The 26,423-nt window shown below is 66.0% G+C and carries 28 protein-coding genes and 1 other RNA gene; 21 read left to right on the top strand and 8 right to left on the bottom strand.

Annotation, left to right across the window (positions count from 1 at the left end):
- Positions 1-34 precede the first annotated feature (34 nt).
- Positions 35-544, bottom strand: a complete 510-nt coding sequence (locus tag G7079_RS09830) for a helix-turn-helix domain-containing protein (protein WP_166057135.1) — start codon at positions 542-544, stop codon at positions 35-37.
- Between the two features lie 527 nt (positions 545-1,071).
- Between G7079_RS09830 and ffs the strand changes: the two genes are divergently transcribed.
- From ffs to G7079_RS09805, 5 genes are all read left to right on the top strand, one after another.
- An RNA gene (ffs, locus tag G7079_RS09825) (signal recognition particle sRNA small type) lies at positions 1,072-1,168 on the top strand.
- Positions 1,169-1,355: 187 nt separating this feature from the next.
- Positions 1,356-3,077: a DNA polymerase III subunit gamma/tau gene (dnaX, locus tag G7079_RS09820; RefSeq protein WP_166057134.1), complete on the top strand. Its 1,722-nt coding sequence runs from the start codon at positions 1,356-1,358 to the stop codon at positions 3,075-3,077.
- 53 nt (positions 3,078-3,130) lie between these two features.
- Positions 3,131-3,451, top strand: coding sequence for a YbaB/EbfC family nucleoid-associated protein (locus tag G7079_RS09815; protein ID WP_166057133.1), 321 nt, complete (start codon positions 3,131-3,133; stop codon positions 3,449-3,451).
- A 17-nt stretch (positions 3,452-3,468) separates the two neighbouring features.
- The gene (gene recR / locus G7079_RS09810; RefSeq protein WP_166057132.1) at positions 3,469-4,068 is read left to right on the top strand and encodes a recombination mediator RecR; all 600 of its coding nucleotides are present in this window, start codon (positions 3,469-3,471) and stop codon (positions 4,066-4,068) included.
- A 14-nt stretch (positions 4,069-4,082) separates the two neighbouring features.
- The gene (locus G7079_RS09805) at positions 4,083-4,433 is read left to right on the top strand and encodes a histidine triad nucleotide-binding protein (protein ID WP_166057131.1); all 351 of its coding nucleotides are present in this window, start codon (positions 4,083-4,085) and stop codon (positions 4,431-4,433) included.
- A gap of 16 nt (positions 4,434-4,449) precedes the next feature.
- On the opposite strand, the gene G7079_RS09800 is transcribed toward G7079_RS09805, so the two are convergent.
- Genes G7079_RS09800 through G7079_RS09785 form a run of 4 tightly spaced genes read right to left on the bottom strand, consistent with a single transcriptional unit; the run spans position 4,450 to position 8,856 of the window.
- The gene (locus G7079_RS09800; RefSeq protein ID WP_166057130.1) at positions 4,450-4,953 is read right to left on the bottom strand and encodes a Slp family lipoprotein; all 504 of its coding nucleotides are present in this window, start codon (positions 4,951-4,953) and stop codon (positions 4,450-4,452) included.
- 26 nt (positions 4,954-4,979) lie between these two features.
- Positions 4,980-6,908, bottom strand: coding sequence for a DUF3488 and transglutaminase-like domain-containing protein (locus G7079_RS09795; RefSeq protein ID WP_166057913.1), 1,929 nt, complete (start codon positions 6,906-6,908; stop codon positions 4,980-4,982).
- A gap of 37 nt (positions 6,909-6,945) precedes the next feature.
- Complete coding sequence (locus G7079_RS09790) at positions 6,946-7,902, bottom strand: DUF58 domain-containing protein (protein WP_166057129.1); 957 nt, start codon at positions 7,900-7,902, stop codon at positions 6,946-6,948.
- A gap of 3 nt (positions 7,903-7,905) precedes the next feature.
- Positions 7,906-8,856, bottom strand: a complete 951-nt coding sequence (locus G7079_RS09785) for an AAA family ATPase (RefSeq protein ID WP_166057128.1) — start codon at positions 8,854-8,856, stop codon at positions 7,906-7,908.
- 47 nt (positions 8,857-8,903) lie between these two features.
- Here G7079_RS09785 and G7079_RS09780 point away from each other — a divergent pair, with 47 nt between their 5' ends.
- Positions 8,904-10,742 carry a glycosyltransferase family 39 protein gene (locus G7079_RS09780; protein WP_166057127.1) on the top strand — a complete coding sequence of 613 codons (1,839 nt, stop codon included), beginning with the start codon at positions 8,904-8,906 and terminating at the stop codon, positions 10,740-10,742.
- A 9-nt stretch (positions 10,743-10,751) separates the two neighbouring features.
- Here G7079_RS09780 and G7079_RS09775 read toward each other — a convergent pair whose 3' ends face one another.
- Together G7079_RS09775 and G7079_RS09770 are read right to left on the bottom strand one after the other, a co-directional pair.
- Positions 10,752-11,330, bottom strand: coding sequence for a Maf family nucleotide pyrophosphatase (locus G7079_RS09775; protein ID WP_166057126.1), 579 nt, complete (start codon positions 11,328-11,330; stop codon positions 10,752-10,754).
- Between the two features lie 2 nt (positions 11,331-11,332).
- Positions 11,333-11,695: a hypothetical protein gene (locus G7079_RS09770; RefSeq protein WP_166057125.1), complete on the bottom strand. Its 363-nt coding sequence runs from the start codon at positions 11,693-11,695 to the stop codon at positions 11,333-11,335.
- A 113-nt stretch (positions 11,696-11,808) separates the two neighbouring features.
- On the opposite strand from G7079_RS09770, the gene G7079_RS09765 reads away from it, so the two are divergent.
- From G7079_RS09765 to G7079_RS09705, 13 genes are all read left to right on the top strand, one after another.
- Entirely contained in the window at positions 11,809-12,327 is a 519-nt protein-coding gene (locus G7079_RS09765) for a YceD family protein (protein ID WP_166057124.1), read from the top strand.
- 66 nt (positions 12,328-12,393) lie between these two features.
- A complete protein-coding gene (gene rpmF / locus G7079_RS09760; RefSeq protein ID WP_139715308.1) occupies positions 12,394-12,588 on the top strand; it encodes a 50S ribosomal protein L32 in 195 nt (64 codons plus the stop codon).
- A 146-nt stretch (positions 12,589-12,734) separates the two neighbouring features.
- The gene (locus G7079_RS09755) at positions 12,735-13,724 is read left to right on the top strand and encodes a beta-ketoacyl-ACP synthase III (protein WP_166057123.1); all 990 of its coding nucleotides are present in this window, start codon (positions 12,735-12,737) and stop codon (positions 13,722-13,724) included.
- A 125-nt stretch (positions 13,725-13,849) separates the two neighbouring features.
- Complete coding sequence (fabD, locus tag G7079_RS09750) at positions 13,850-14,800, top strand: ACP S-malonyltransferase (RefSeq protein ID WP_255453155.1); 951 nt, start codon at positions 13,850-13,852, stop codon at positions 14,798-14,800.
- Positions 14,797-15,543: a 3-oxoacyl-ACP reductase FabG gene (gene fabG, locus G7079_RS09745; protein WP_166057121.1), complete on the top strand. Its 747-nt coding sequence runs from the start codon at positions 14,797-14,799 to the stop codon at positions 15,541-15,543. Before fabD ends, fabG begins: the two co-directional genes overlap by 4 nt.
- Before the next feature lie 84 nt (positions 15,544-15,627).
- Complete coding sequence (acpP, locus tag G7079_RS09740; RefSeq protein ID WP_139715304.1) at positions 15,628-15,867, top strand: acyl carrier protein; 240 nt, start codon at positions 15,628-15,630, stop codon at positions 15,865-15,867.
- Between the two features lie 92 nt (positions 15,868-15,959).
- The gene (fabF, locus tag G7079_RS09735) at positions 15,960-17,198 is read left to right on the top strand and encodes a beta-ketoacyl-ACP synthase II (protein WP_166057120.1); all 1,239 of its coding nucleotides are present in this window, start codon (positions 15,960-15,962) and stop codon (positions 17,196-17,198) included.
- Between the two features lie 55 nt (positions 17,199-17,253).
- The gene (locus tag G7079_RS09730; RefSeq protein WP_166057119.1) at positions 17,254-18,606 is read left to right on the top strand and encodes an aminodeoxychorismate synthase component I; all 1,353 of its coding nucleotides are present in this window, start codon (positions 17,254-17,256) and stop codon (positions 18,604-18,606) included.
- The gene (pabC, locus tag G7079_RS09725) at positions 18,603-19,424 is read left to right on the top strand and encodes an aminodeoxychorismate lyase (protein WP_166057118.1); all 822 of its coding nucleotides are present in this window, start codon (positions 18,603-18,605) and stop codon (positions 19,422-19,424) included. Before G7079_RS09730 ends, pabC begins: the two co-directional genes overlap by 4 nt.
- On the top strand, positions 19,421-20,491 hold the full coding sequence (gene mltG / locus G7079_RS09720; protein WP_166057117.1) for an endolytic transglycosylase MltG: 1,071 nt from the start codon (positions 19,421-19,423) through the stop codon (positions 20,489-20,491). The genes pabC and mltG overlap by 4 nt, the downstream gene beginning before the upstream one ends.
- Entirely contained in the window at positions 20,491-21,147 is a 657-nt protein-coding gene (tmk, locus tag G7079_RS09715) for a dTMP kinase (RefSeq protein ID WP_166057116.1), read from the top strand. The genes mltG and tmk overlap by 1 nt, the downstream gene beginning before the upstream one ends.
- A gap of 2 nt (positions 21,148-21,149) precedes the next feature.
- A complete protein-coding gene (locus tag G7079_RS09710) occupies positions 21,150-22,148 on the top strand; it encodes a DNA polymerase III subunit delta' (RefSeq protein ID WP_166057911.1) in 999 nt (332 codons plus the stop codon).
- Between the two features lie 28 nt (positions 22,149-22,176).
- Positions 22,177-22,542: a PilZ domain-containing protein gene (locus G7079_RS09705; protein ID WP_166057115.1), complete on the top strand. Its 366-nt coding sequence runs from the start codon at positions 22,177-22,179 to the stop codon at positions 22,540-22,542.
- Positions 22,543-22,595: 53 nt separating this feature from the next.
- Here G7079_RS09705 and G7079_RS09700 read toward each other — a convergent pair whose 3' ends face one another.
- The gene (locus G7079_RS09700; protein WP_166057114.1) at positions 22,596-24,686 is read right to left on the bottom strand and encodes a 3-hydroxyacyl-CoA dehydrogenase NAD-binding domain-containing protein; all 2,091 of its coding nucleotides are present in this window, start codon (positions 24,684-24,686) and stop codon (positions 22,596-22,598) included.
- Positions 24,687-24,847: 161 nt separating this feature from the next.
- On the opposite strand from G7079_RS09700, the gene rpoE reads away from it, so the two are divergent.
- Positions 24,848-25,465 carry an RNA polymerase sigma factor RpoE gene (gene rpoE, locus G7079_RS09695; RefSeq protein WP_166057113.1) on the top strand — a complete coding sequence of 206 codons (618 nt, stop codon included), beginning with the start codon at positions 24,848-24,850 and terminating at the stop codon, positions 25,463-25,465.
- The gene (locus tag G7079_RS09690; RefSeq protein WP_166057112.1) at positions 25,462-26,364 is read left to right on the top strand and encodes a sigma-E factor negative regulatory protein; all 903 of its coding nucleotides are present in this window, start codon (positions 25,462-25,464) and stop codon (positions 26,362-26,364) included. Before rpoE ends, G7079_RS09690 begins: the two co-directional genes overlap by 4 nt.
- Positions 26,365-26,423: the final 59 nt, after the last annotated feature.

Here is a 26,423-nt window from a genome sequence, read left to right as displayed (position 1 = left end):
TAGGTCTAGTTCCAGGAGACGAGGCAAGCGGGGTTTATTTCTTAGCCTCGTCCTCCGGGACTGCCCAGTTGGCCCCCATTTTGTGCGCTTTCAACGCTTCAATCCCTGCCGTTACGGTCTTGGGGAAGCGCTTGGCCACCGCGTCCAGGCCCCAGCGGTTTACCAACTGGGGATTGAAGAAAATGCCCTCTGGCATTTCGAGCAAAACTCCGGCCTTGATCAGTTGGTTGATTGCTCGGGACACTGCCGATTTGTCCACGCCCAGGCTGGCGGCTATTCCCTTCTGGTTCACGCTGACCAGGTTGCCTTGCTGGGCCAGGGCCAGGAGCTTGAACAGGACGGCCATCGCTGGCGCGCCGATCTTTCGCGCCACGATCAGCTGCCCCAGGCTTTCAGCAAAGCAAAGCGCGAAGGGGTTGATGGGTTCGATCTTCTTGCGTTTCTTGGAGACAGTGACATTGATCTCGCCGGAGCCTGGCTCTTGGCGTTGCGCGGTGTCGATGGCGTCGGAGATTTCCTGCTGGGTCTGTTCGGTGAGGGTCATGGGGGAGTGCCTTCGATGGAGAACATGCGAAGGACAGCAACCCGCTAGCCTCGCTTCCAGCATTGAACGGCTGGTTGCGAGTTTGTCAACTGAGTTGAGCTTGAAGGTCAGAAAAGAGCAGAAGGTAGATTGAGAAGGAAGACTAAGAGGGAGAGGGGGAGTAAAACGCAAAAGCGCGTTCCGCAGCTAAAAACAAGGCGTTTTTGCCATTTTTCACATCGGTCAAAGTTGCAAAAACTGAGAAATCAGTTGCGATTTCTGTCACGGACTGGCGCGATTTCCGGCGCTTTCGCGCCGGGTTGGCCGCCTTCGGCGGCCTGTTCTCTGGGCCTTTGGCCCTGGCTCTGGGCGCGGGCGCTTCCGCGCCGCGCCTGTGGGCTGCTAAACTTGCCGGGCGACGCTGGTACGCCAGCTGGTACAAACTCTCACCGGGTTGTTTCTCCCGGAAAATAAGGGTTTTGAGGCGTTTTGGGGGTGTCCCCCTCTCTCCGCCATCTTCGTTTCAACAGCAAGTCTCCATGGTGGCCCCGTCGGCCCCTCGCGACGCTAGATCGAAAACTCCGCCAGGGCCGGAAGGCAGCAACGGTATCGATTGACGCGGGTGCCGAGGTCAGCCGGCGGGGCCATCGCCCATTTCGGGCTGTGCCCGAAATGGCCCACGATTCCGCTGCGCGAAATCGCGGGTCCCGCGACGTGCTTCCGATCCCCCGCTCGCTGCGCGAGCGCCCCCTTACCAAGGGGGCTTAAAGAGCAAGAGCACTGCGACTCCCGTTCATCGAAGCGGGGCGTCGGTGCATGCGACAATGCGGGCATGTCCTATCTCGTCCTCGCCCGCAAGTGGCGGCCCAAGCGTTTCGCCGAATTGGTCGGGCAGGAACACGTGGTGCGCGCGCTGACCAATGCGCTGGAAACCGGCCGCGTCCACCATGCCTTCCTGTTCACCGGTACCCGCGGGGTGGGCAAGACCACCATCGCGCGCATCTTCGCCAAATCGTTGAACTGCGAGCGCGGCACTGGTGCCGATCCCTGCGGCGAATGCGAGACGTGCCTGGCCATCGATGCCGGCCGCTACATCGACTTGCTGGAGATCGACGCCGCGTCCAACACCGGCGTGGACAACGTGCGCGAGCTGATCGAGAACGCGCAGTACATGCCGTCGCGCGGCAAGTACAAGGTCTACCTGATCGACGAAGTGCACATGTTGTCCAAGCAGGCGTTCAATGCGCTGCTGAAGACGCTGGAAGAGCCGCCGGAACACGTCAAGTTCCTGTTCGCCACCACCGATCCGGAAAAGCTGCTGGTCACGGTGTTGAGCCGCTGCCTGCAGTTCAACCTGAAGCGGCTGGACGAAGCGCAGATCCGCGGGCAAATCAGCAAGATCCTGGGCGCGGAAAACATCGAGGCCGATGACGACGCGGTGCGCCAGCTGGCGCATGCCGCCGATGGCAGCCTGCGCGATGGCCTGTCGCTGCTGGATCAGGCGATCGCCTACACGGGCGGCCGCCTGGACGCCGCTGCGGTGGCGGCGATGCTGGGCACGGTGGATCGCAATCGCGTGCAAGCACTGCTGTCCGCATTGGCCGATGGCGATGGCCAGCGTTTGCTCGATGAGGCGGCGCAGCTCGCGGAGTTCTCACCGGACTGGGGCAGCGTGCTGGATGCGCTGTCAGAGGCCTTGCACCGGATCCAGGTCAAGCAATTGGTGCCGACGGTGGAAACCGGCAGCGATGCCATCGACATCGATGCGTTGGCCACGCAGCTGCGCCCGGAGCTGGTGCAGCTCTGGTACCAGATGGCGCTCAACGGCCGCCGCGACTTGGGGTATGCGCCCAGTCCGCGCAGCGGCTTCGAGATGAGCCTGCTGCGAATGCTCGCGTTCCGCCCGGGCGAAGCCAGCGCACAGGCGTCGCTGCCGCGCGCTGCCGCAGCGACGACGAAACCAGCGACACCTGTCGTTCGTTCGAATGCGCCAACGGCGGCCGCCGAACAGGCGCGTGCCGCATTGGCGGAGCCCGCGCCGCGCCTGCAGGCACAGCCGCAAACGCCGCCGCCGATGCGCGTCGCCGAGCCGCGCGAAGCGGAATTCGCCCCGCCGCCGGTAGTCGTGTCTGCATCGCCGCAGGCGTCCACCGCCATGCTGGTCACCGACAGCGAACATTGGCTGGAACTGGTCGCGCGCAGCAGCCTGCGTGGGCCGGCACGCCTGTTGGCCGAGCACGCAGCGTTCCTGGCGCATTCCGATGGCGTGTTGCGGCTGACCCTGGCGCCTGGGGACGAACACCTGAAATCGCCCAGCCTGGTCTTGCAGCTGGGCGATGCTTTGTCATCACTGCTTGGTGGCGCGGTGCAGCTGCGCTTCGAAACCGGCGAGCCGCGTGGCGACACTGCGCGGGTGCGCAATGTGCGCGAACGCGAGGAGAAGCAGGCGGGCGCGGAGCAGGGTTTCGCCGCAGACCCGGATATCCAGCGGCTGGTGCAGGTGCATGGCGCGCAGATCGTGCCGGATTCGATCCGGCCACTCGGCAAGGATTGATTTCCCCTGGCAACGACGCAATCTTTTTCCAAACGAACACACGAGACACCGACATGCGTGGAAACATCGCCCAGCTGATGCAGCAGGCACAGAAGATGCAGGAAGACATGCAGCGTGCGCAGGAGGAAGTGGCCGCGCTGGAAGTGGTCGGCAATGCCGGCGCCGGCATGGTCAGCGTGACCCTGGGCGGTCGCATGGACTGCCGCAAGGTGCGCATCGATCCGTCGATGCTGGCCGATCCGGAAATGGCCGAAGACCTGATCGCCGCCGCGTTCAATGATGCGGTCAACAAGATCAATGCGGAATCGCAGTCGAAGATGTCGGCGGCCACCGCCGGCATGCAGTTGCCGCCGGGCATGAAGCTGCCGTTTTAACGGCAGGCAGTCCCGACGTGAGTGTTTCGCTGCTTGAACAACTGATCGACGCCTTGCGCGTGCTGCCCGGCGTGGGCCAGAAATCCGCGCAGCGGATGGCCTACCACCTGCTGGAGCGCCAGCGCGATGGCGGCAAACGGTTGGCGGGCGCTTTGGCGCAGGCGATGGAGCATGTCGGCCACTGCAAGCGTTGCCGCGATTTCAGCGAGACCGAGTTGTGCCCGACCTGCAGCAGCGGCGCACGTGATGCGCACCAGCTGTGCATCGTCGAGTCGCCGGCGGATCGATTGGCGATCGAGCAGGCCACCGGTTTCCGCGGCCTGTATTTCGTGCTGCAGGGGCGGCTCAGCCCGCTGGACGGGATCGGCCCGCGCGAACTCGGCTTGGACCAGCTTGCGCAGCGGCTGGGCGAGGGCGAGGTGCAGGAGATGATCGTCGCCACCAACCCGACGGTTGAAGGCGAGGCCACCGCGCATTACCTGGCGCAGCTGGCGCGGGCGCACAAGGTGCACCCAAGCCGGCTGGCGCATGGCGTGCCGCTGGGTGGCGAGCTGGAATACGTGGACCGCGGCACGTTGTCGCATGCCTTCGGCAGCCGCAGCGAAATCACCTCCTGAGAGCGGAGCAGCGCATGAGCGAGACCATCTTCCACAAGATCATCCGTCGCGAGATCCCGGCCGACATCGTGTACGAGGACGAGCACCTGATCGCGTTCCGCGACATCGCCCCGCAGGCGCCGGTGCATGTGCTGTTCGTGCCAAAGATCGACTTCGCCACGCTGAACGACGTGCCGGAAGAGCAGGCCATCGTCATCGGCCGCCTTGCCACCGCCGCCGCGCGCTACGCGAAGGCGCAGGGCTTCGCCGGGGATGGCTACCGCATCGTCATGAATTGCAATGGCGACGGCGGGCAGACCGTGTTCCAGATCCACCTGCACCTGCTGGCGGGTGCACCGTTGGGGCGCTTCGGTACGCCTGCCTGAACCTGAAGCTGGGTGCTTACCAGCCCCAGCCCCATCTACCACTCCAGCCCCACATCCACGGATCCGGGCGCGTCACCACGTTCACCCGTTCGCGTTGCGGCCACAGGTAGACCACGTCGGCGGCGACCCGCGGGAATTTGTAGGCGTATTCGTCCACCTTGCGCTCTTCATAGCCGTCGATGCGGCCAGTGAAGGTCACTTCGCGATTCGGCTCGAACAAGGCCGGATCATAGAAGCCGGTACGGCAGGCGATGAAGCGGCCCGCAGTGTCATCGCTGGCTTGGTACGGGCGACCATCGGCATTCAGCTTGGTAGAAATCACCTCGAAGCAAGTGCGATCGGCGCGCGGTTCAGTGCGGATGATGCGGCCACCCCAACGCACGGTTGCGCCGATGTGATCGCTTGCCGCGGCTTCGTGCGGGGTCAGTACCTGGAATTGACCTTGCAGGGGCTTGGGCACGGTTGCGCAGGCACCGAGCATGATCGTGGCGATGCCGATGGTCAGGATGCGGATGTTCATGGCGGCTCCATGATGCAGGGAAAACTTCACGGTCGATGCGTGGCCAGGTCGCGCAACAGCCGGCGCAACTCGCTGGTGTCTTTTGCAGCATACCGCGCGTTGGAGAAACGCCGGCTGAGCGCGCGCAGGGGAGCCCCGGATTCTGGTACGTCTGCGCCGACGCGTTCAGCCCAGGCCTCGGCGGGTTCATGAATGGCACGGCCGTTTCCTTGTCGTGCATAGCGACGCCCCAATTGATGCCATGCACGCAGCAGCGGGTCTTTCTCGCGCTCCCCGCGTGCGAGCAGCCAAGCCATCCACGCCAGCGCGAGCGCCGCGACTGCGGTAAACATCAGGATCAATCCGTGGCTGCTGATCCGATTCTTGCCGAACGGGTTGAACAACCGCTGCTGGCGTTGGGCGTCGTAGCCAAGCACGAAGTCGTTCCAGCCGCGGCGTAGCCAGTCGCCGACATTGAACATCGGCACCAGGCCGTCGAATGCGCCGATACGACCTGGTTGGCGGTCGACGAGGGTATCGAACACCCGCTCCGGAGCGACGGCGGCGGTGGGGTCAACCCGTACCCAGCCACGCCGGGGCAGCCAGACTTCGGCCCAGGCATGCGCGTCCGAGTTCAGCACCAGCCAATAGTCGCCCACCGGGTTGCGGTAGCCGCCCGCGTAACCGGTGACCACGCGCGAGGGAATGCCGGCGGCCCGCATCAACACCACGAAAGACGAACTGAAATGCTCGCAATACCCCTGCTTGCGGTCGAACAGGAAATCGTCGATTTCGTTTCGCCCGGCCAGAGGCACGTCCAGGGTGTAGGCGAACTCGCGGCGGATCATTGCCAGGGCGCGATCGACGATAGAGGCGTCTGCACGGCCCTGTGTGTCGTTGCCGGCCTCGCGCCGCCATTGTCGACCCATGGCGAGCGTGCGTGGGTTGAAGCCGGTCGGCAGTTCCAGCGCGCGTTGGCGCAACACCAGTGGCAGCTCGGGTTCCGCGGCAGCTGGCGCAGCTGAGCGCATTCGCCAGCGGGTCACGCCGTTGAGCGGTGCCGTGGAGTACGTGCTGTAGTCGAGGGCGATGAAAGCGCCACCCGGTACTTGTGTCGGCAGATCCAGTGCGATCAGCTGCCGGTGTTCGGTCGGCTCGGGTTCGATCAGGTAGTCCCAGCCCGTGCCAGCTGCCTGCATCGGTGCTGCGGGCATGTACTGCAGCTGCTTGATCTGGCGCCAGGTGCGGCCATCGAAATCCCATAACACCGGGCCGCGCCAATACATCTGTTCCCGGGAGGGCGCTGCACCGAAGAACTGCACGCGTGCTGCCGGGCTGTCGTCGTTCATGAGATCCAGCCAGCCACCTGGCGTCATGCTGTCGGAGAGTCCGGGCTTGGCGACCGCTCGATCCGGCAGGCCCCACAATGGCGTAGGCAGGCGCGGGAACAGCCAGAACGCGGCCATCGCCAGTGGCAGCCCGAGTGCAACCAGTTTCAACACGCCGCTGGAAGCCTGCCGCCAGTATGCGGCAGGGATGCGGACTTGGGCTTCGTCATAGGCCAGTTGCTGCAGTGCCAGCAGGGACGCAAGCACGGCGGCCAATGCAAGCAGCAGGCTGGTTGGCCCTTGGTCGAGCAGGAAGGCGGCGAACGGGGCGAACAAGGCGAAACCGACCAGGCTGCGGCCATCGCGCAGGCTGGAGGTTTCCGAGGGTTTCAGCGCCAGCATGGCCGCGAGCACCGTGCAGGCGGTATCGCGGCCCACGCCAGGAGCGATGATGGCGATCGCTGCGATCATGCTGATGCCGATCAGCAGGCGCAGCAGGAACGGCAGCCTGCGCCTCCAGGACGCGATCGCGATGAGGATCGCGACAAGCCCGAAACCAAGACCAAGAGCAGGCGGCAATTGCAGCAGTAAGGGCAGCAGACAGGCAGCGGCGGCCAGCAGGGTCAATGCATGCGTGCGTACGCGCATCAGTGGTGACTTGGTATGTGAAAAAAACCTACGCAGGTCAACCATGCGCAGCCTCGCCCGGCATCAGCGCCAGCGCACGCAGGCAGCGATGGCGGTGCGCCTCGCCAAGTCCCATCGGGATTGGTGCTTGCCCCGGAATCTGCAGGGCATAACGACGACCTTCGCGTTCGGCATCGTCCACCCAGCGTGCCAGCCGACGGATGCGTTGTTCGTGGGGCAGGCCGGCGGTGAGCGGCCAGTCCAGCAACAACTGGTCGCTGCGGTGCTGTTCGTATTCGCGCACCAGCAGGCTGTCGCGCCGCGCGGAGGCTTTCCAGGCCACGCTGCGCGGCGCATCGCCCGTACGGTAACCGCGCAGGTGGTGGACATCGTCGCCGGCACGGGTGACTTGCGCGCGGCCGGCATCGCCGGCGGGTGCGGGTAACGGCGGTGCCTGCGCTTCCGGCGCCGGGTACACCAGCGCCGATTGCGCGGGCCAGACATAGGCCCAGGCGCGCGCCAGGCCCAACGGCTGCACCGTGCTCAGCTCCAGTCGCGGCAGCGGCATCAGGCCGCGGCGCTCGGTCGGCAACGGTAGTTCCGCGGTACCGCCGTTGTGGTCGAACTCGACATGTACGTGGGAATTCCCGCTGGCGAGGCGCATGCCACGGCGCATGCGCGCATCGTGCGCGCCCAATCCGATACGCAGGCGCAAGGGCTCGCCTGCCGGCACCGGGTCGGCTGCGATTGTGTCGACCACGACGCCGGACAATTGCATGTGCGCCGAAATCAGGCTGGCTTGCGCGGCGCCGGCCAGCAGCAAAGCCAGCAGCAGCGCCGGGTTGTTGTTGAAGTTGAGCGCGCCCAAGCCCATGGTGCCGAGCAACAAGCCGAAGAACAGGCCGGTCATCGTGGGCAGCACGTAGATGCGGTTGCGCTGCAGGCACGCCGGCAGGGTTTCCGCCTGGCGCGGCCGCATCCACGACTGCATGCGTCGGCGCAGTGCGGCCAGCATGGGTCAGTCGACGGGCACGGCGTGCAGGATCGCCTTCGCCAGCGTCGCGGTCGAGGTATCCGCGTCGCCGACCAGCCGGTGTTCGGCCACCGACGGGAACAGCGCCTGCACGTCTTCCGGAATCACATGGGCGCGGCCCAGCAGCAGCGCATGCGCGCGTGCCGCGCGCAACAATGCTAGCCCCGCGCGTGGCGACAGGCCTACGCGCACGCCCGGATGCTTGCGGCTGCGCGACACCAGCGCCTGCACGTATGACAGCAGCGGTTCGCTGGCATGTACGTCGAGTACTGCACGACGCAACGCGATGACGCGTTCGGCATCCAGCAGCGGTGTGGCCCGCGCGATCATGTCGCGGCGGTCGCTGCCGGCCAGCAGGGCAAGTTCGGCGGCTTCATCCGGATAACCCAATGCAAGTCGCAGCAGGAAGCGATCCAGCTGCGAATCCGGCAGCGGATAGGTGCCGGCCAGATCGACAGGGTTCTGGGTGGCGATGACCAGGAACGGGTCGGGCAGGGCGCGGGTCTGTCCGTCGATGCTGACTTGGTGTTCGGCCATCGCCTCCAGCAGCGCACTTTGCGTGCGCGGCGGTGCGCGATTGATTTCGTCGGCCAGCAGCACATGGGTGAACACCGGGCCGGAATGGAATTCGAAGCGGCGCGTTTGTGCCTCATACACGGATACGCCCAGGATGTCCGCAGGCAGCAGGTCGGAGGTGAACTGCACTCGCTGGAAGCCGAGCCCCAGCGTTGCTGCCATCGCATGCGCCAGCGTGGTCTTGCCCAGGCCGGGCAGATCCTCGATCAGCAGGTGGCCGTCTGCGAGCAGGGCGACGAAGGCGAGCCGCACTTGTAGTGGCTTGCCCAGCACCAATGTATTGACCTGCGCCTGCGCATCGCGCAATGCGCTACGCAGAGCATCGGGTAGCATCGCGTCGGTTGCCGTGGGTGCGGACATGGGCGTCCTCGGTCTGGATTGGGTCAGTGTAGCGAGGTCACGGACAGATGCGGGGCATGCAGGAAGCGGACGTCGGCAAGCGCTGGTTCATTGGTGTATGGCTGATCCTGCTCGTGTTCAAGGTCGGGTTGGCGAGCCAGCTGCCATTGTTCGTGGACGAGGCCTTCTATTGGCAGGAAGGCCGCCATCTGGCCTGGGCCTATTCCGATCTGCCCGGCCTGACCGCGTGGCTGGCGCGGATCGGCGATGAGCTGGGTGATGGCGCTCTCGCATTGCGCTTGCCGTTCCTTGCGATTGCCGCCGCGATCCCGTGGCTCGTCGCACGCATGACGGCGCGCGAGTTCGATGCGAAGACCGGCTGGCAGGCGGGCACGCTGGCCTTGCTGCTGCCGCTCGCCGGGACGCTGGGATTGCTGGCCTTGCCCGACGTGCCATTGTTGCTGGCCACCGCGCTTTGCCTGGATGGCGGCCTGCGGCTGCTGCGCGGTGTCGATGCATTTTCGGCGGGCGAATTGGCGTTCGGGCTTGTCATGGGCAGCCTGACCCACTATCGCTTCGCCGCCGTGATCGCGGTGGGGTTCGTCGCCTTGCTGATGTTGCGCGAGGGCCGCGCGGCCTTGCGCGACAAACGGGTGTGGGCTGCGGTCCTTGTCGGTGCGCTGGCGTGGTTGCCGTTGCTGCTGTGGAACCTGCACAACGCCGATGCCGGCCTGCGCTTCCAGCTGGTCGATCGCCATCCGTGGAGTTTCAGCGGCGAAGGCATTCGCCTGGGCCGCATGCAATTGCTGCTGGCCACGCCGCTGTTGTTGGCGGCAATGACGGTCGCTGCATGGCGCGGCGTGCGCGATGCAAAGCCGGCAACACGATACCTGGCACTGAGCGGGGCGATGATCGTGCTCGGCTTCCTCGCACTCGGCTTCTTCTCCGACCGCGAGCGGGTGAGTTTCCATTGGCCGTTGCCGGGATACCTCGCCCTGTTGCCGCTGGTGCCTGCGGTGCTTTCACGCTGGTCGCGAGGCTGGCGCTTCGCGACATGGGGAACGGCCGCGCTCGGCTTGGCCGCGGTACTCGGCTATTACATCGCCGCCGCCACTCCGTCGTTGCGCGCGCAGACGGCAGCGCAGAATTTCCATCCCACCAACTTCGCCGGTTGGAATGAACTGGACGCCGCGGTGCGCGAAAGACTCGCGGCGATGCCGACGGGCAGCACCATCCTCGCCGGTAACTTCAAGATCGGCGCCGAACTTGGTTTTGCCCGCGATGACGCGGATATCGCCGTGCTCGATCACCCGCTCAACGAGAAGCATGGCCGGGCGCCGCAGCTGGCGTTATGGAAACTGTCGCATTCCACCCGCGCCTCGCTCGGTGATGGCCCGGTGTTGCTGGTCGCCAGTGCGAACGACGTCGATTTCCGCGACCAGCTCGCGCATTACCACGCGCTGTGCGCACAGGTCGGGCCATTGCCGCCACCGCAGGTGCTGAACGTCGACCACGGCCGCCAGCGTTTTCTGCTGTTCACGTTCGACGGGCCGATGCGCGACGGTGCGTGTACGACGCCCGCGCTGGCGTTCATCGACACGCCGACGCCTTCCGCTGTTGTCACTGGAGCGTTCGATATTGCCGGCTGGGCGTTCAAGGACGGTGTCGGCCTGCGCGCGGTCGATGTGTTGCTGGACGGTCGCGTCGTGGCGCAGGCCCGCTATGGCGAGGCGAATACCGGCGTCGCCGATTTCTGGAAGCTCAGCACCGACCCGAACCATCCGAATGTGTATTTCCGTGCGAGGGTCGAAGGCGCTTCGCCCGGCGAACACTGGTTGGGACTGCGCCTGCGCGGTGCGGACGGCAGTGTCGAGGATTGGCCGGAGCAGAAGATCGAAGTGCGCTGAGTCGATTGCCTACGGCAGGGGAAAGCCGGCTTTTCTCAGCAACTCGCAGGTCGCGATCATCGGCAGCCCGATCAAGGCGGTCGGGTCGCGATTGTCGATGCGTTCGAACAGGCTGATGCCCAGGCCTTCCGACTTGAAACTGCCGGCGCAATCGAAGGGCTGTTCGGCATCGACATAGCGCTCGATCTCGTCGTCGGTCAGCACACGGAAATGCACTTCGGTCAGGTCGATGCCGGCGAAGCTGCGGCCATCCGCATGCGCAAGGCATAACGCGGTATGGAAGCGCACCACGCGGCCCGACATCGCTCGCAGTTGTGCGATCGCGGCCCCGCACCCACCGGGTTTGCCCAGCGAATGGCCTTCGACTTCGGCGACCTGGTCGGAACCCAGCGCCCAGCTGTCGTTGATCTGTTGAGAGGCCACGGCCCGCGCCTTTGCTTCGGCCAGCCGGATCGCAAGGTCGCGCGGGGATTCGCCGGGCAGGGCGGTTTCGTCCACGTCGGGGCGCGCGACATCAAAGGGCAGGCGCAACCGTTCCAGTAGTTCGCGTCGGTAGCGCGAGGTGGAGGCAAGGACCAGGCGCGGCACGCTTACTGTCCGGACCGGGCTTGCGAGACCCGTTGCAACTGCTGCTCAAGGGTCGTCCGCGCGCTGTCCAGCGAGCGGCGGACGGCGTCGAGCTGGGCCAGGTCGGCGGAGGCGGCGTTGTCCTGCAGCCACAGGCGCTGGCGCAAGATCTCCTGCATGGCACCGCGCACCGGATTCTCATTTTCGCCTGCGACGGCTTCGAGCTCGTCGCGGGCAGTGCGCAGCCGGGCTTCAAGTGCGTCTGCGGCGTCCAGCACGCCGCGGATCGTGCGTTCGCGGGTTTTGCTGCGCTGGCGGGTACGCAATGACAGCCACAGAACCGTCGTGATGGTGGCGAGCAACAGCAGAGGCAGGGCCAGTTTCATCCGTGCAGTCTGCGCGAGCACCGGCCGTGCGGCAATCCGGCTCAACCCGGGCAAAACCGGGTGCATCGCCTTGATTTGACAGGAAACCCGCGGCCCCGTAACATTTTCCGGCTATGTCCGACCAATCGAACAGCCTGGTGCCAGAGACCGTGGATGCCTGGCGGATGGTCGCGGCGCGGCGCGAATTCGAAGGCCGGATTCCGCTGGCGGCGATGACCCGGTTGCGCGACAGCCTGCTGGAACCCGAAGGCGACGTCCGCTACACGCTGGCGTTCGGTACCGATGCGTTGAGGCTGCCGTACGCGGAGCTGCACATCGAGGCCGAGTTGCCGCTGGAATGCCAGAGCAGCCTGCAGCGATTCGTGCTGCCGGTGCGGCTGGTGCAACGGCTGGGCCTGGTCCGCGACGAGGCCGACGAATCGGCCCTGCCGGAGGAGTACGAGGCCTTGCTGGTGGAGGCTGACGGCATGCTGAAGCCGGCGGAGCTGGTGGAAGACGAATTGATCCTGGCGTTGCCGGTGGTGCCGGTCGCGCCAGACGCCGAAGCGGTGGAGCGCGAATTCGTGCCGACCGCGGAGGAAACCGCGCAGGCCAACCCGTTCGCGGCGTTGGCCGGCCTGAAGAAAAAATAAGTGCGATAATGTCGCGCTGAGTTGCAGTAACCAAGCTTCACGCAAGTATTCATTTGGAGTTGTCCCATGGCTGTCCAGAAGTCCCGCGTTTCCCCGTCCCGCCGTGGCATGCGCCGCGCGCACGATGCCCTGTCCGCCAAGCAGCTGGCCACCGATCCGACCAGCGGCGAGACCCACCTGCGCCACCACGTGACCGCCGACGGTTACTACCGTGGCAAGCAGGTCATCGCGCCGAAGACCAAGGTCGTCGACGAAGAGTGATCCGCGGCCGCAAGGTCGTAGTTGCTGGATGACGCCCGGCCGCGCCAAATGGTGCGGCCGTCGGCGTTTCTGTGTCCCGGATTAACCAGTCCCCGCATGTCCCGACCCGTCCGCGCTATCGTGACGGGTCAGCCAGGAGTCCACGCATGAGTCAGTCCGAAGGTCGCATCTATTCCCGCATCGCCGGCACTGGCAGCTACCTGCCGGAGAAGGTGCTGACCAACGCCGACCTGACCCAGTTCGTGGAGACCAGCGACGAGTGGATCGTGGCCCGCACCGGCATCCGTGAGCGCCATGTTGCGGCGGAAGGCGAGACCACCTCGGATCTCGCCTACCAGGCCTCGCTGCGCGCGATGGAAGCCGCGGGCGTGACCGCCGCCGACATCGACCTGATCGTGCTCGGCACCACCACGCCCGACCTGATCTTCCCGTCCTCGGCCTGCCTGTTGCAGCACAAGCTGGGTGCCAACGGCTGCCCGGCGTTCGACGTCAATGCGGCCTGCTCCGGCTTCATCTATGCGCTGACCATCGCCGACAAGTTCATCCAGTCCGGTGCGGCCAAGACCGCGCTGGTGGTGGGCTCGGAAACCCTGACCCGGATGCTGGACTGGAGCGACCGTGGCACCTGTGTGTTGTTCGGCGACGGTGCCGGTGCGGTGGTGCTGAAGGCCGATACCGAAACCGGCATCCTCAGCACCCATATGCACGCCGATGGCGGCAAGAAGGAGCTGTTGTGGAACCCCGTGGGCGTTTCGGTCGGCTTCAAGCCGGAAGAGAAGAACGCCGGCGTGCGCGTGCTGATGACCGGCAACGAAGTGTTCAAGCATGCGGTGAAGGCACTGGACTCGGTAGTCGAGGAAGCGCTGGAAGCGAATGGCCTGGACCGCCATCAGTTGGACTGGCTGGTGCCGCACCAGGCCAACCTGCGCATCATCGAAGCCACCGCCAAGCGGCTGGACATGCCGATGGATCGGGTGATCGTGACCGTGGACAAACATGGCAACACGTCTTCGGGTTCAGTGCCGCTGGCGCTGGACCAGGCCGTGCGCGAGGGCAAGATCCAGCGCGGTCAGTTGGTGCTGCTGGAGGCATTCGGCGGCGGCTTCACCTGGGGCTCGGCGCTGCTGCGCTACTGAGCAGGGCTTGCGTCTTCGGTACAGACATATGAATGGGGCATACGCCCCGGTACAGACGCAGTAGAGCAATTGCTCGTATCATGCCCGTCCCTTGATTTTGCGGGCGCCCCACGCCCGAAACCTGCGTGAGCGAAACCCCCGCACAACTCGCCTTGGTCTTTCCCGGCCAGGGGTCGCAATCGATCGGCATGCTGGCCGAACTGTCCGAATTGCATCCGTCGGTGAAGGCGACCTTCCAGGAAGCCTCGGATGGTGCTGGCGTCGATCTGTGGGCGCTCTCGCAGGCCGGCCCCGAGGAAATGCTCAACCGCACCGAGTACACCCAGCCGGCGCTGTTGGCGGCGGGCGTGGCCGTGTGGCGGTTGTGGGAATCGGAAGGCGGCGCGAAGCCCGTGGTGCTCGCTGGGCATAGCCTGGGCGAATACACCGCACTGGTCGCGGCCGGTGCCTTGTCGCTGCGCGACGGCGCGCACCTGGTGCGGATTCGCGGTCAACTGATGCAAGAGGCCGCACCGGCCGGCGTGGGCGCGATGGCGGCCGTGCTCGGCGCCGATGACGCGCTGGTCGAAGCCGTCTGCGCCGAAGCCTCAGGCTCACAGGTCGTCGTACCGGCCAACTACAACTCTCCCGGCCAGATCGTGATCGGCGGTGATGCGGCGGCGGTGGATCGCGCGCTGGCGCTGTTGCAGGAGAAGGGGGTGCGCAAGGCGGTCAAGCTTGCGGTCAGCGTGCCTTCGCACACACCACTGATGCGCGAAGCCGCCAATCGCCTGGCCGAAACGATGGCCGGGATGCACTGGCGGATGCCGTCGCTGCCGGTGATCCAGAACGTGGATGCGCAGGCGCACGACAGCGTCGATGCAATCCGTGAGGCGCTGGTGCGCCAGCTCTACCTGCCGGTGCAATGGACCGGCTGCGTGCAGGCCTTGGCTGCGCGCGGCGTGGGCCGCATCGGTGAATGTGGTCCGGGCAAGGTCTTGACCGGCCTGGTCAAGCGCATCGACAAATCACTGGACACCCGCGCACTCGGCACGCCCGCCGAATTCGCCGGCGCCATCGAGGAATGGAACGCATGAGTGAGTTGCTGTTGAAAGGTGAAGTCGCATTGGTCACCGGCGCATCGCGCGGCATCGGCGCGGCGATTGCCGACGAACTGGCCGCGCAGGGCGCGACCGTGATCGGTACCGCGACTTCGGACGCCGGCGCGCTCGCCATCGGCGAACGCCTGTCTGCCGTCGGCGGCCACGGCCGTCGCCTCAACGTCAATGAGGCCGGCGCCATCGAGGCATTGATCGATGCGGTGTCGTCGGAATTCGGCGGCATCTCGATCCTGGTCAACAACGCCGGCATCACCCGCGACAACCTGCTGATGCGGATGAAGGACGAGGACTGGCAGGCCATCCTCGACACCAACCTGACCTCCGTGTATCGCTCGTCGAAGGCGGTGATGCGCGGGATGATGAAGGCGCGCAAGGGCCGCATCGTGAATATCGCTTCGGTGATCGGCGTGACCGGTAATGCCGGGCAGGCCAACTACGCCGCGGCCAAGGCCGGCATCATCGCCTTCAGCAAATCGCTGGCGAAGGAAATCGGTTCGCGCGGGATCACGGTGAACGTGGTCGCGCCGGGCTTCATCGCCACCGACATGACCGCCGACCTGCCGGAACAGGCCCGCGAGGCGATGCTTGGCCAGATCGCGCTGGGCCGCCTGGGCGAGCCGGCGGACATCGCGCGGGCGGTGGCCTTCCTGGCAGGCCCGAATGCCAGCTACATCACCGGCGAAACCCTGCACGTCAACGGCGGCATGTACATGCCCTGATCCAAACCCGCCGGGTGGTGCTTGCGCCGGCCGGCTTTCACGTAAACTAACCACTGACCCGATTCCCGGGAGGAGCCACCAGACATGAGCAGCATCGAAGAGCGCGTCAAGAAGATCGTCATCGAACAACTGGGCGTCAAGGAAGAAGACGTCACCACCAGCGCGTCGTTCGTGGACGACCTGGGCGCGGATTCGCTGGACACCGTGGAACTGGTGATGGCGCTCGAGGAAGAGTTCGAGTGCGAGATCCCGGACGAAGAAGCCGAGAAGATCAGCACCGTGCAGGCCGCGATCGACTACATCAAGGCCCACGTCAAGGCGTAATTCGCTTTCACGAGTCTTGACGCCGGGGCCGCTGATGCGGCCCCGTGCGTTTGCACCACCGCAACATCGAACAAACGAACCGAGGGAACGCCATGTCGAAGCGTCGCGTTGTAATCACAGGAATGGGCATCGTCTCGCCGCTGGGCAACGACCTGGCCAGCAACTGGGACGGCATCGTCAACGGCCGCTCCGGCATCGGCATGGTCGAAGGCTTCGACGCCAGCACCTATCCCACCCGCATCGCCGGCGAAATCCGCGACTTCGACATCACCCGTTGGGTGAACCCGAAGGACGCGAAGAAGATGGATCACTTCATCCATTACGGCGTGGCCGCCTCGCTGATGGCGATGCAGGACGCCGGCCTGGAAGTGACCGAGGCCAATGCCGAACGCATCGGCGCGCTGATCGGTTCCGGCATCGGCGGCATCTGGGGCATCGAGGAAACCTCGGTCAAGCTGCACGAGGGCGGGGTGCGCAAGATCAGCCCGTTCTACATCCCCAGCACCATCATCAACATGCTGCCCGGGCAGATTTCGCTGCTGACCGGCATCAAGGGGCCGAATTTTTCCGCCGTCTCCGCCTGCGCCACCGCCAACCACAGCATCGGCATGGCGATGCGCATGATCCAGTACGGCGATGCCGACGTCATGATCGCCGGCGGCGCCGAGCGCGGCAGCTCGCCGACCTCGATGGGCGGCTTCTGCGCGATGAAGGCGATGAGCACGCGCAACGACGATCCCACCCGCGCCTCGCGGCCGTGGGACAGCGAGCGCGACGGCTTCGTGCTGGGCGACGGCGCCGGCATCCTGATCCTCGAGGAATACGAACACGCCAAGGCGCGCGGCGCGCGCATCTACTGCGAGCTGGGCGGCTTCGGCGCGTCGTCGGATGCGTTCCACATGACCGCGCCCAGCGAGAACGGCGAAGGCCCCGCGCGCTGCATGGCGATGGCGTTCAAGGACGCCGGCGTGAATCCCGAAGACGTGGGCTACCTCAACGCGCACGGCACGTCGACGCCGCTTGGCGATCTCGCCGAAACGTTGGCGATCAAGCGCGCGCTGGGCGACCACGCCTACAAGACCATGGTCAGTTCCACCAAGTCGATGACCGGCCATTTGCTGGGCGCGGCTGGCGGCGTGGAGGCGATCTACACGATCAAGGCGCTGGAAACCGGCATCATCCCGCCGACCATCAACCTGGAAAACCCGGGCGAAGGCTGCGACCTGGATTACGTGCCTAACACCGCGCGCGAGGCGAAGGTGGATGTGGTGGTGTCGAACGGGTTCGGCTTCGGCGGCACCAACGGTACCTTGGTATTCAAGCGAATCTGATGCCGCTCCCTCCCTTGCGTAGCAGGGGAGGGTTGGGGTGGGGTGCTCTTTGCCGATGATCACCCGAACCCTCCGCGCCGATTTCGACCTGCTCGACCTGCATCGCCTCGATCCGGCGCGCTACCCGGTGCTTCTGGAGTCCAGCGCGACCGGTGCGCACGGTCGCTGGGACATGCTGCTGGTGCACGATGGCGAAAACTTCGCGCTGTATCGCGATGGCGTGGTGCGCGACCAGGATGGCGCATCCATCGAGGGCCGCTTCCTCGATGTGCTGGACGCGCAGTGGCATCAGCAGCGCGTGCCACGCGATGCTGATGCCGCATCGCCGTTCCGTGGCGGTTGGGCCTTGCTGTTGGATTACGAGTTGGCACAACAGGTTGAGCCGGTGCTGCGATTGCCGCAGGCAGCAGGCGATTTGCCCGTGGCATGCGCGCTGCGTTGCCCGGCGGCGGTGCTGCGCGATCACGGTACTGGCGAATGCATCGCGGTGGCCGAAGCTGGCGCGGAGGCGTGGATCGAACGCATCCTCACCGATGTCGAGATGGCCGGCGCGTTGCCGCCGCTGCCGGATTGGACGCCACCCATTGCCATCGATGAAGACGCGCCACAGCGCTATCTGGATGGCGTGGCGCGCGTACTGGAATACCTTGCCGCGGGCGACGTGTTCCAGGTGAATCTGTCGCGCGGCTGGACGGCGCGTTTTGGTGTTCCGCCGGAGCCTGCCGAGTTGTTCCAGCGCCTGCGCGGCAACAATCCCGCGCCGTTTGCCGGCATCTTCCATATGCCGAGGGGGAGCGTGGTCAGTGCCTCGCCGGAACGGTTGGTGTCGATGCAGGGCCCCGTGGTCGAAACTCGCCCCATCGCCGGCACCCGTCCGCGTTTCGATGGCGATGACGATGCACAGCGCATCCGCGAACTGGTCGGCCATCCCAAGGAACGCGCCGAACACGTGATGCTGATCGACCTGGAGCGCAACGACCTCGGTCGCGTCTGCGAGGCCGGCAGCGTCGAGGTCGACGAACTGATGACGGTGGAGAGCTACGCGCACGTCCACCACATCGTCAGCAACGTGCGCGGCACGCTGCAGGGGGGCGCCACGCCGGGGCAAGTGATTGCGGCCGTGTTCCCCGGCGGCACCATCACCGGTTGCCCGAAGGTGCGCTGCATGCAGATCATCGCCGAGCTGGAAGGCATCGGCCGCGGCGCGTATACCGGCGCGATGGGCTGGCTGAATCGCGATGGCGACATGGATCTCAATATCCTGATCCGCAGCGCTGAGATGCAAGGCGATACGCTGCGTTTTCGCACCGGTGCCGGCATCGTGATCGATTCCGATCCGCAGCGCGAACTCGACGAAACCCGTGCGAAAGCACGCGGCATGATGCGCGCACTGGGAGTGGCTGGATGAGCATTCGCATCTTCCGCGGCGAACGCGAGATCGCCAGCATCGACCCGGCCAATCGTGGCCTTGCCTATGGCGATGGCCTGTTCGAGACCATGCGCGTGCATCGCGGCGATGTGCCGCTGTGGCCGCGGCACCTGAGGCGCTTGTGCGACGGGGCGCTGCGGCTCGGGATCGCGCCGCCGTCGATCGATGTCATCGAAGCACGCGTCGCTGAACTCGCGACCGGTTGCGATGCGGGTGTGTTGAAGCTGTTGCTGACCCGTGGCGAAGGCGGGCGCGGCTATGCGCCGCCGGTCGATGCCGAACCGGTTTGGGTGCTGTCGCTGCATCCGCTTCCCGCATCGCCAGCCAATGGCCTGCGCCTGCATTGGTGCGAAACGCGGCTGGCGTTGCAGCCTGCGCTGGCCGGCATCAAGCACTGCAATCGGCTGGAACAGGTGCTGGCGCGTGCCAAGGTCGAATCCGTAGGCTGCGACGAAGGCCTGATGCAAGACGTGGCGGGCAACGCGATCAGTGCGACAGCGGCCAACTTGCTGGCGCTGTGCGACGGACGCTGGTTGACCCCTCCCGTGGACGCATGTGGCGTTGCCGGCGTGTTGCGCGGCTGGTTGCTGGAGCAGGGGCTCGCGGAAATCGCGGTGCTGCAACCGGACAAGATCGAATCGGCCGATGCGCTGGCGCTCTGCAACGCCGTGCGCGGTATCCTGCCGGTCGGGTTGCTGGGCACGCGCGCATGGGCGCGGCATCCGGCGGTGGCTGATTTGCAGGAAGGGTTGGCGATGGCGTATCCGATGTTTTCGATGGCGGGGCACAGCGCATGAGTCGTCGTTCCCGCCGCGGCAAGACGGGCGGTTTCTTCCGCCGCGCTTTCCTGTTTCTGTTGATCGTTGCGCTGGCCACGGGCGCCTGGTTGTGGCAGCGCTACCAGGGCTTCGCCGACGCACCGCTGGCCGGGATCGAAGCCGGCGACAGCCTGGTAGTCGAGCGTGGCGATTCGCTGGCCAGCGTGCTGCGCAAGCTCGATGCCGAAGGCGTCGAGACGGGCGATCGCCTGCAATGGCAGGTGCTGGCGCGCGAGCTCGATGCGGCAGGAAAGCTGCAGGTGGGCGAATACGCGCTGGAAGCCGGTGCTTCGCCGCGCTCGTTGCTGCTGGCCATGCGCGACGGCAAGGTGGAGCGGCGCATGTTCACCATCGTCGAAGGCTGGAACATCCGCGAATTGCGCGCGGCGTTGGCGAAGGTGGAATCGCTGCAACAAGAGAGCACGAAGCTCGATGACGCGGCGCTGATGAAGACGCTGGGCCATGCCGGTCAGCATCCGGAAGGTCGCTTCCTGCCGGAGACCTATGCCTGGGTGCGCGGCGATTCCGACCTCGACATCCTCAAGCGCGCGCATGACGCGATGGACAACGCGCTGGATGCGGCCTGGGCATCGCGTGCGGGTGATGTGCCGTTGAAGACCAGGGACGAGGCGCTGGTGCTGGCGTCCATCGTCGAGAAGGAAACCGGCATCGCCGAAGAACGCCCCGCGATTGCTGGTGTATTTGCGCGCCGATTGAAGATCGGCATGCGCCTGCAAACCGATCCCACCGTGATCTACGGGATGGGTGCGGCCTATGCCGGCAATATCCGTCGCAGCGACCTGACCCGCGACACGCTTTACAACACTTATACCCGCGACGGCCTGCCGCCGACGCCCATCGCGATGCCGGGCAAGGCCGCATTGCAGGCCGCCACCCATCCTGAAGCCGGCGATGCGCTGTTCTTCGTCGCCGTGGGCGATGGCAGTGGCCGCCACGTGTTCACCAAGTCGTTGACCGATCACAACACGGCGGTGCGTGAATACCTGCAGCGTTACCGCGCGCAACAGCAATCGGTGCCGAAGTGATGGCGGAGTTGCAACGGCAGCCGCGCCTGCTGAGCATCGAGGGCGGCGAAGGGGCCGGCAAGAGCACGGTGTTGCGCGCATTGCGCGATGCGCTGGCAGAGGACGGCTTCGAAGTCGTCTCCACCCGCGAGCCCGGCGGTACGCCGCTCGCTGAGCGCATCCGCGAACTGTTGCTGGATCCCTCGCACGAACCGGCATCGCCCGAAACCGAGCTACTGCTGATGTTCGCTTCGCGCGCGCAACACGTGCGCGAAGTGGTGCTGCCGGCACTGCAGCGCGGTGCATGGGTGATCAGCGACCGCTTCACCGATTCAAGTTATGCCTACCAAGGTGCGGCGCGTGGATTGGACGCAGCCTTCATTGCAGAACTGGAACGGCGCGTAGTCGGCATCGAACCCGGCCTGACCCTGCTGCTTGACCTCGGCGTGGCCCACGGCCGCGAACGCACGCGCGGACGCGACCTGCTTGGTGGCTCGTCGCCGGATCGCATCGAGCGCGAACGCGACGAGTTTTTCGAGCGCGTGCGCGAAGGGTTCCTGCTGCGTGCGGCGCGGCACCCGCAGCGCATCCGCGTGCTCGATGCCAGCCCTGATGCGGAGCGGGTCGCCGAAGCGGCATTGCAGGCGTTGGCGGCGTACCGCGAGGCGATGCAATGAGCCTGTTGCCCGCGCTTGCGCCATGGCAGCAACGCGCCTACGAACACGCGGCTTCTGCGCTGGGTGGCGGGCATTTCGGCCATGCGACCCTGATCGTCGGGCCTGCGCAGTTGGGCAAGCGCGTGCTGGCCGAGCACCTGGCGCAGCGCGTGCTCTGCCTGTCGCCGCGCAGCGATGGCGAAGCCTGCGGCGCCTGCAAGAGCTGCAGCTTGTTCGCCTCGCGTTCGCAATACGATCCGCTGGAAACGCGGCCGGACAGTTCGCCCTCGCACCCATGGGGGCATAGCGCGCATCCGGACCTGGAATTCGTCGGCTACGAGATCAACCAGAAGACCGGCAAGCCGCGCGCGGAAATCGTGATCGAACAGATCCGTGCATTGTCCGAGGCGATGACCCTGACTCCACAGCTTGGCGGCGCGCAGGTGGTGATCGTCGACCCCGCCGATGCGATCAATTACAGCGCGTTCAACGCACTCTTGAAGACGCTGGAAGAGCCGCAGCCCAGCCGTTATCTGTGGCTGCTGTCCGCGAATCCGGCACGGCTGCCGGCAACCATTCGTAGTCGCTGCCAGCGTCTGGAACTGCGTCTGCCGCCGCAGGACGAAGCGCTGCACTGGCTGGCCGCGCGCGGGCATGGTGGCGAGTTTGCGCGAGAAGCGCTGGACGCGGCGCGCGGTCATCCCGGTCTGGCCGATGCGTGGGCGTCCGGCGATGGCCTGGCCTTGCGTCGTGCAGTCGCGCAGGACGTCCAGTCATTGCAGCGTGGGCAGGCCGCGCCGGCGGAACTGGCACAGCGCTGGGTGGCCGATGGCCGCGCCGAAGAACGTCTACGTCACTTGGCGGAGCTGGCATTGCACGAAGCCGCGGGCTTGACCGATCCGGCGCGAACCCGCACGCTGGCCGCGCGCTTCGATGCCGCCAACCGTACGCGCGACCTGTTGCGCAGCACGGTGCGCGCGGACTTGGCGGTGACCGAAACGTTGTTGGGGTGGTGCGCATGACGCGCCTGCAAGGACAGGGGACAGACGCATGAGTGGAGCAACCGGAGCGGGCGGCGCAAGGCAGGGCATCCTGTCGCTGGCGGTGAAGGACAAGGCTGCGCTGTACAACGCCTACATGCCCTACATCAAGCAGGGCGGCATCTTCGTGCCGACACCGCGACGCTACTTCATCGGCGATGAAGTATTCCTGCTGCTGACGTTGCCGGATTCGTCCGAACGCCTGCCGGTCGCAGGCAAGGTGTGTTGGGTCACCCCGACCGGGGCGCAAGGCAACCGCGCCGCAGGGATCGGCGTGCAGTTCGCCGACACCGCCGAGGGCGAAGCGGTGAAATCGAAGATCGAGACTGTGCTGGCCGGCACGCTCAACGCGGAGCAGCCGACCCAGACGATGTAGTCATCGGGTCATATCGAACAAAAAGAAGCCCGGCATTGCCGGGCTTCTTCGCATCAGGCGTTCGATGTGGCGTCTGCGCGCAGCAGCGGACTATCCCAACCCGCACGCGGTGCGAAACGGTCGCCATGCTTGGCCTGCAGCGCCTTCAGCTTGCCCAACAACGCATCAGCGCCGGTGTCGCGGATGTACTGGATCGGACCGCCGCGGAACGGGGCGAAGCCGGTGCCGAAGATCACCCCGGCATCCAGCAGTTCGGCATCGGCCACCACGCCATCGTGCAGGCAGGCCACGGCTTCGTTGAGCATCGGCAGGATCAGGCGGTCCTCGAGGTCGTCGGGCGCCTTGTAGTCCTTCGGCAGTTCCGGCTTCTGCGGCTTGCTGCCCTTTTCGGTTTCGACCCACTTGTACAGGCCCTGGCCGTCCTTCTTGCCGCGCTTGCCGGCTTCCACCGTGCCTAGCGCCGCCGGCACTTCGATGCCGAGGAAGGGTGCGAGTTCCTTCGCCACGCCTGCACCCACGTCCAGGCCCACGGTATCGACCAGCTCGATCGGGCCCATCGGCATGCCGAACTTCACCGCGGCCTTGTCGATGGCCGGGCCGGGGATGCCTTCGGACAACGCGGTCACCGCCTCCAGCATGTACGGGAACAGCACGCGGTTGACCAGGAAGCCGGGCGTGCCGGCGACCGGCACCGGCAGCTTGTCCAGTTGCTTGCAGAACGCGGCCAGGCGTTGCTGCGTTTCCGGCGCCATCCGGTCGTGGTGGATGATCTCCACCAGCGGCATCAGCGCCACCGGGTTGAAGTAGTGCAGGCCGGCGAACTGCGCCGGGCGCGCGATGTGCTCGCGCAGTTCATCCAGCGGGATCGACGAAGTGTTGGTGGTCAGCAGCGCGTCGGCCTTCATGCGCGGTTCGACCGAGGTGTACAGCTCGCGCTTGGCCTCGGGATTTTCGATGATCGCCTCGATGACCAGGTCGGCATCAGCCACGCCATCGCCGGCAAGATCGCCCTTCAGGCGTGCGGCCACCGCCGGGCGCTTGGCCTCGTCCTTCACCCGCTTGGTGAACAGCTCCTGCGCGCGGGTCAGCGCGCCATCGATGAAACGTTGTTCGCGATCCTGCAGGGTTACTTCGAAGCCCTTGTAGGCACTCCACGCGGCGATGTCGCCGCCCATCACGCCGGCGCCGACCACATGCACCTTGCGGATGCCGGAGTCCTTGCCGCCGATGCCCTTCAGGCGCTCCTGCAAGAAGAACACGCGGATCAGGTTCTTCGCGGTGGGCGTACCCGCCAGTTTCACCACGGCCTTCTTTTCGGCGGCGATGCGGCCCTGGATGCCGGCGCCGCCGCTGCGTTCCCATGCGGAAATCAGCGCATACGGTGCCGGGTAATGCGCCTTCGGTGCCTTGCGCGCGACCTGCTTGACCAGCATCGGCGCAAGGAGTTTGCGCGCGAGGAAAGTATTCGTCGCCCAGCCCATGAAGCGCTGCTTGAACGGGCGCTGCACGCCGCGCTTGAGCAGTTCGATGGCGGCATCCAGCAACTGCGCGGGTTCCACCACTTTGTCGACCAGGCCGATCCCGCGTGCGGCCGAGGCCGACAACGTGCGTCCTGTCAGCATCATGTCGAACGCGGCTGGCGCACCGACCAGGCGCGGCAGGCGCGCGCTGCCACCCCAGCCGGGGAAGATGCCCAGCTTGATCTCGGGCAGGCCGATGCGCGCGTCGCTGGCGGCCACGCGGTAACGGCAGGCCAGCGAGATCTCGGTGCCGCCGCCCATGCAGAAGCCGTGGATCGCGGCGACCGTGGGGCAGGGCAGTTCGGCGATGCGCTGGAAGACTTGCTGGCCTAACTGGATGAAATCGCCCACTTGCCCGCGGCGGTCCAGTTCCTGCAGCGACTTGAGGTCGGCACCGGCGGCGAACGCCGCCTTGGCCGAACGCACCACCAGGCCCTTCGGGGGCTCGATGGCGATGCGCTCCAGGATCGATTCGAGCTCCAGCAGTACGTCCTGGCTGAACGTGTTCACCGAGGATTCCGCCCGGTCGAACGACAGTATCAACACGCCATCGTCGCGACGCTCGATTTGCCAGTGGGCGAAGCGCAATCCATCGAAGCCGGGTGCAGTGTGGGTGGCGGCCATGCGCGTACCATCCGGAGCAGTAGGGGTAGGGCCGTATCCTATCCCGGGTCGATTTGAATACCACTCCAAAAACGCTCCTCGCCCACATCCCGGGAACTTTTTCCCGGCCACTACTGTCACAAGGCCCGGACGCACGGGCCCACTCGCGAGGCACCGGCGCAATGGCCGAGGATGACGTGTCGCAAGCGCTGGATCAGGATCTCGTCGCCCGCGTACAGCGCGGGGACATCGCCGCTTTCGACCTGCTGGTGCGCAAGTACCAGCATCGGGTCGGTGCGCTGATTTCCCGCTACATCCACGACTGGGCGGAAGTGCAGGACGTGGCGCAGGACACCTTCATCCGCGCTTACCGCGCCATCGGCGGCTTTCGTGGCGATGCGCAGTTCTCCACCTGGCTGCACCGGATCGCGGTGAATACGGCGAAGAATCACCTGGTCTCGCACAACCGCAAGCCGCCGACCGACGACATCGAGATCGAGGACGCCGAGCAGTTCGAATCCGGCCTGCGCTTGCGCGACAACGACACCCCCGAACGCGAATTGATGCGCCAGCAGCTGGAACAAACGGTGCTGCGCGCGGTCGAAGAACTGCCGCAGGAATTGCGCGATGCGATCACCTTCCGCGAAGTGGAAGGGATGAGTTACGAGGAGATCGCCGAACGCATGGATTGCCCGATCGGGACGGTGCGTTCGCGCATCTTCCGCGCCCGCGAGGCGATCGACGCGCGCATGAAACCGCTACTCGACCATGACGACCTGCCGAAGCGCTCGCACGCATGAAAGCACATGACATGAATACCGAATCCGCCGCCAACGACCTGACCCAACTCAGCAGCCGCGAACAGCTGTCCGCGCTGATGGACGGCGCCTTGCCGCCGGACCAGACCCGTTTCCTGTTGCGCCGGCTGCAGCACGATGCCCCGCTGGCCGAATGCTGGGAGCGATGGCGGCTGTCCGCTGAAGTGATGCGCGGCCTGGCGCCTGCGCAGCGGCTGCCTGCGGATTTCGCCTCGCGCGTGAGTGCGGCCCTGCACGGCGATGTGGCGGTTGCGCAGCAAGCGGGCAGCAAGCGTTCGCCCGCGTGGCTACGCTGGGGCGGTGGGGCGGCGATGGCGGCTTCACTCGCGGTGGCGGCGTTGATGACGCGCCAGCCGGTCACCGAAGCGCCGGCAGCCTCGGCATCGGTGCAGATTGCTTCTGCGTCGGCGCCGGCGCTCGAGATTCCCGCTACGCCTGCGCCCCAGGCTCCATCGGCACCGGACACCGGCAACGCGACGCAGGCCCTGGCGACAGCTGGTGCGATTGCCGCCGTGAGCACCACCCGGCCCGCGCGCGGTCGCAATAGCGAACAAGCCCGCACGCCCCCGCGCGTGCGAGCAGCGGCCCCCGGCATCGATGCCGGAACGCAGGTCGCGGACGCCAACGAGCGCCTGCTGGCCAGTCGCAGCAACATCCCGCAGCCCGACATCGTGACCCGGCCGTGGCCGCGCTCGGTGCTGCCGCAATACGCCAGCGGCGGCTTGAATGTCGGCTTCGGCGATCACTCACGCGGCTCCACCGCCTATAACCCGTTCCAGTCGCAGGCCGGCATCGGCAACCTGCCGCCGATCACTGCCACTGCGGCCGACGGTGACGCTGCACGCGAACCGCAACCTGCCAGTGCCGAGTTGCAGCCCTGAGCGACGCGCGGCAAACAACCCCCAATCCGAACACCCCATAGACCGAGGATTCGTCCACG

It is taken from the genome of Thermomonas sp. HDW16 (genome assembly GCF_011302915.1).
Classification (GTDB): Bacteria; Pseudomonadota; Gammaproteobacteria; order Xanthomonadales; family Xanthomonadaceae; genus Thermomonas.
Note: the sequence above shows the minus strand (reverse complement) of the source record. Positions and strands in the feature narration are given on the sequence as shown.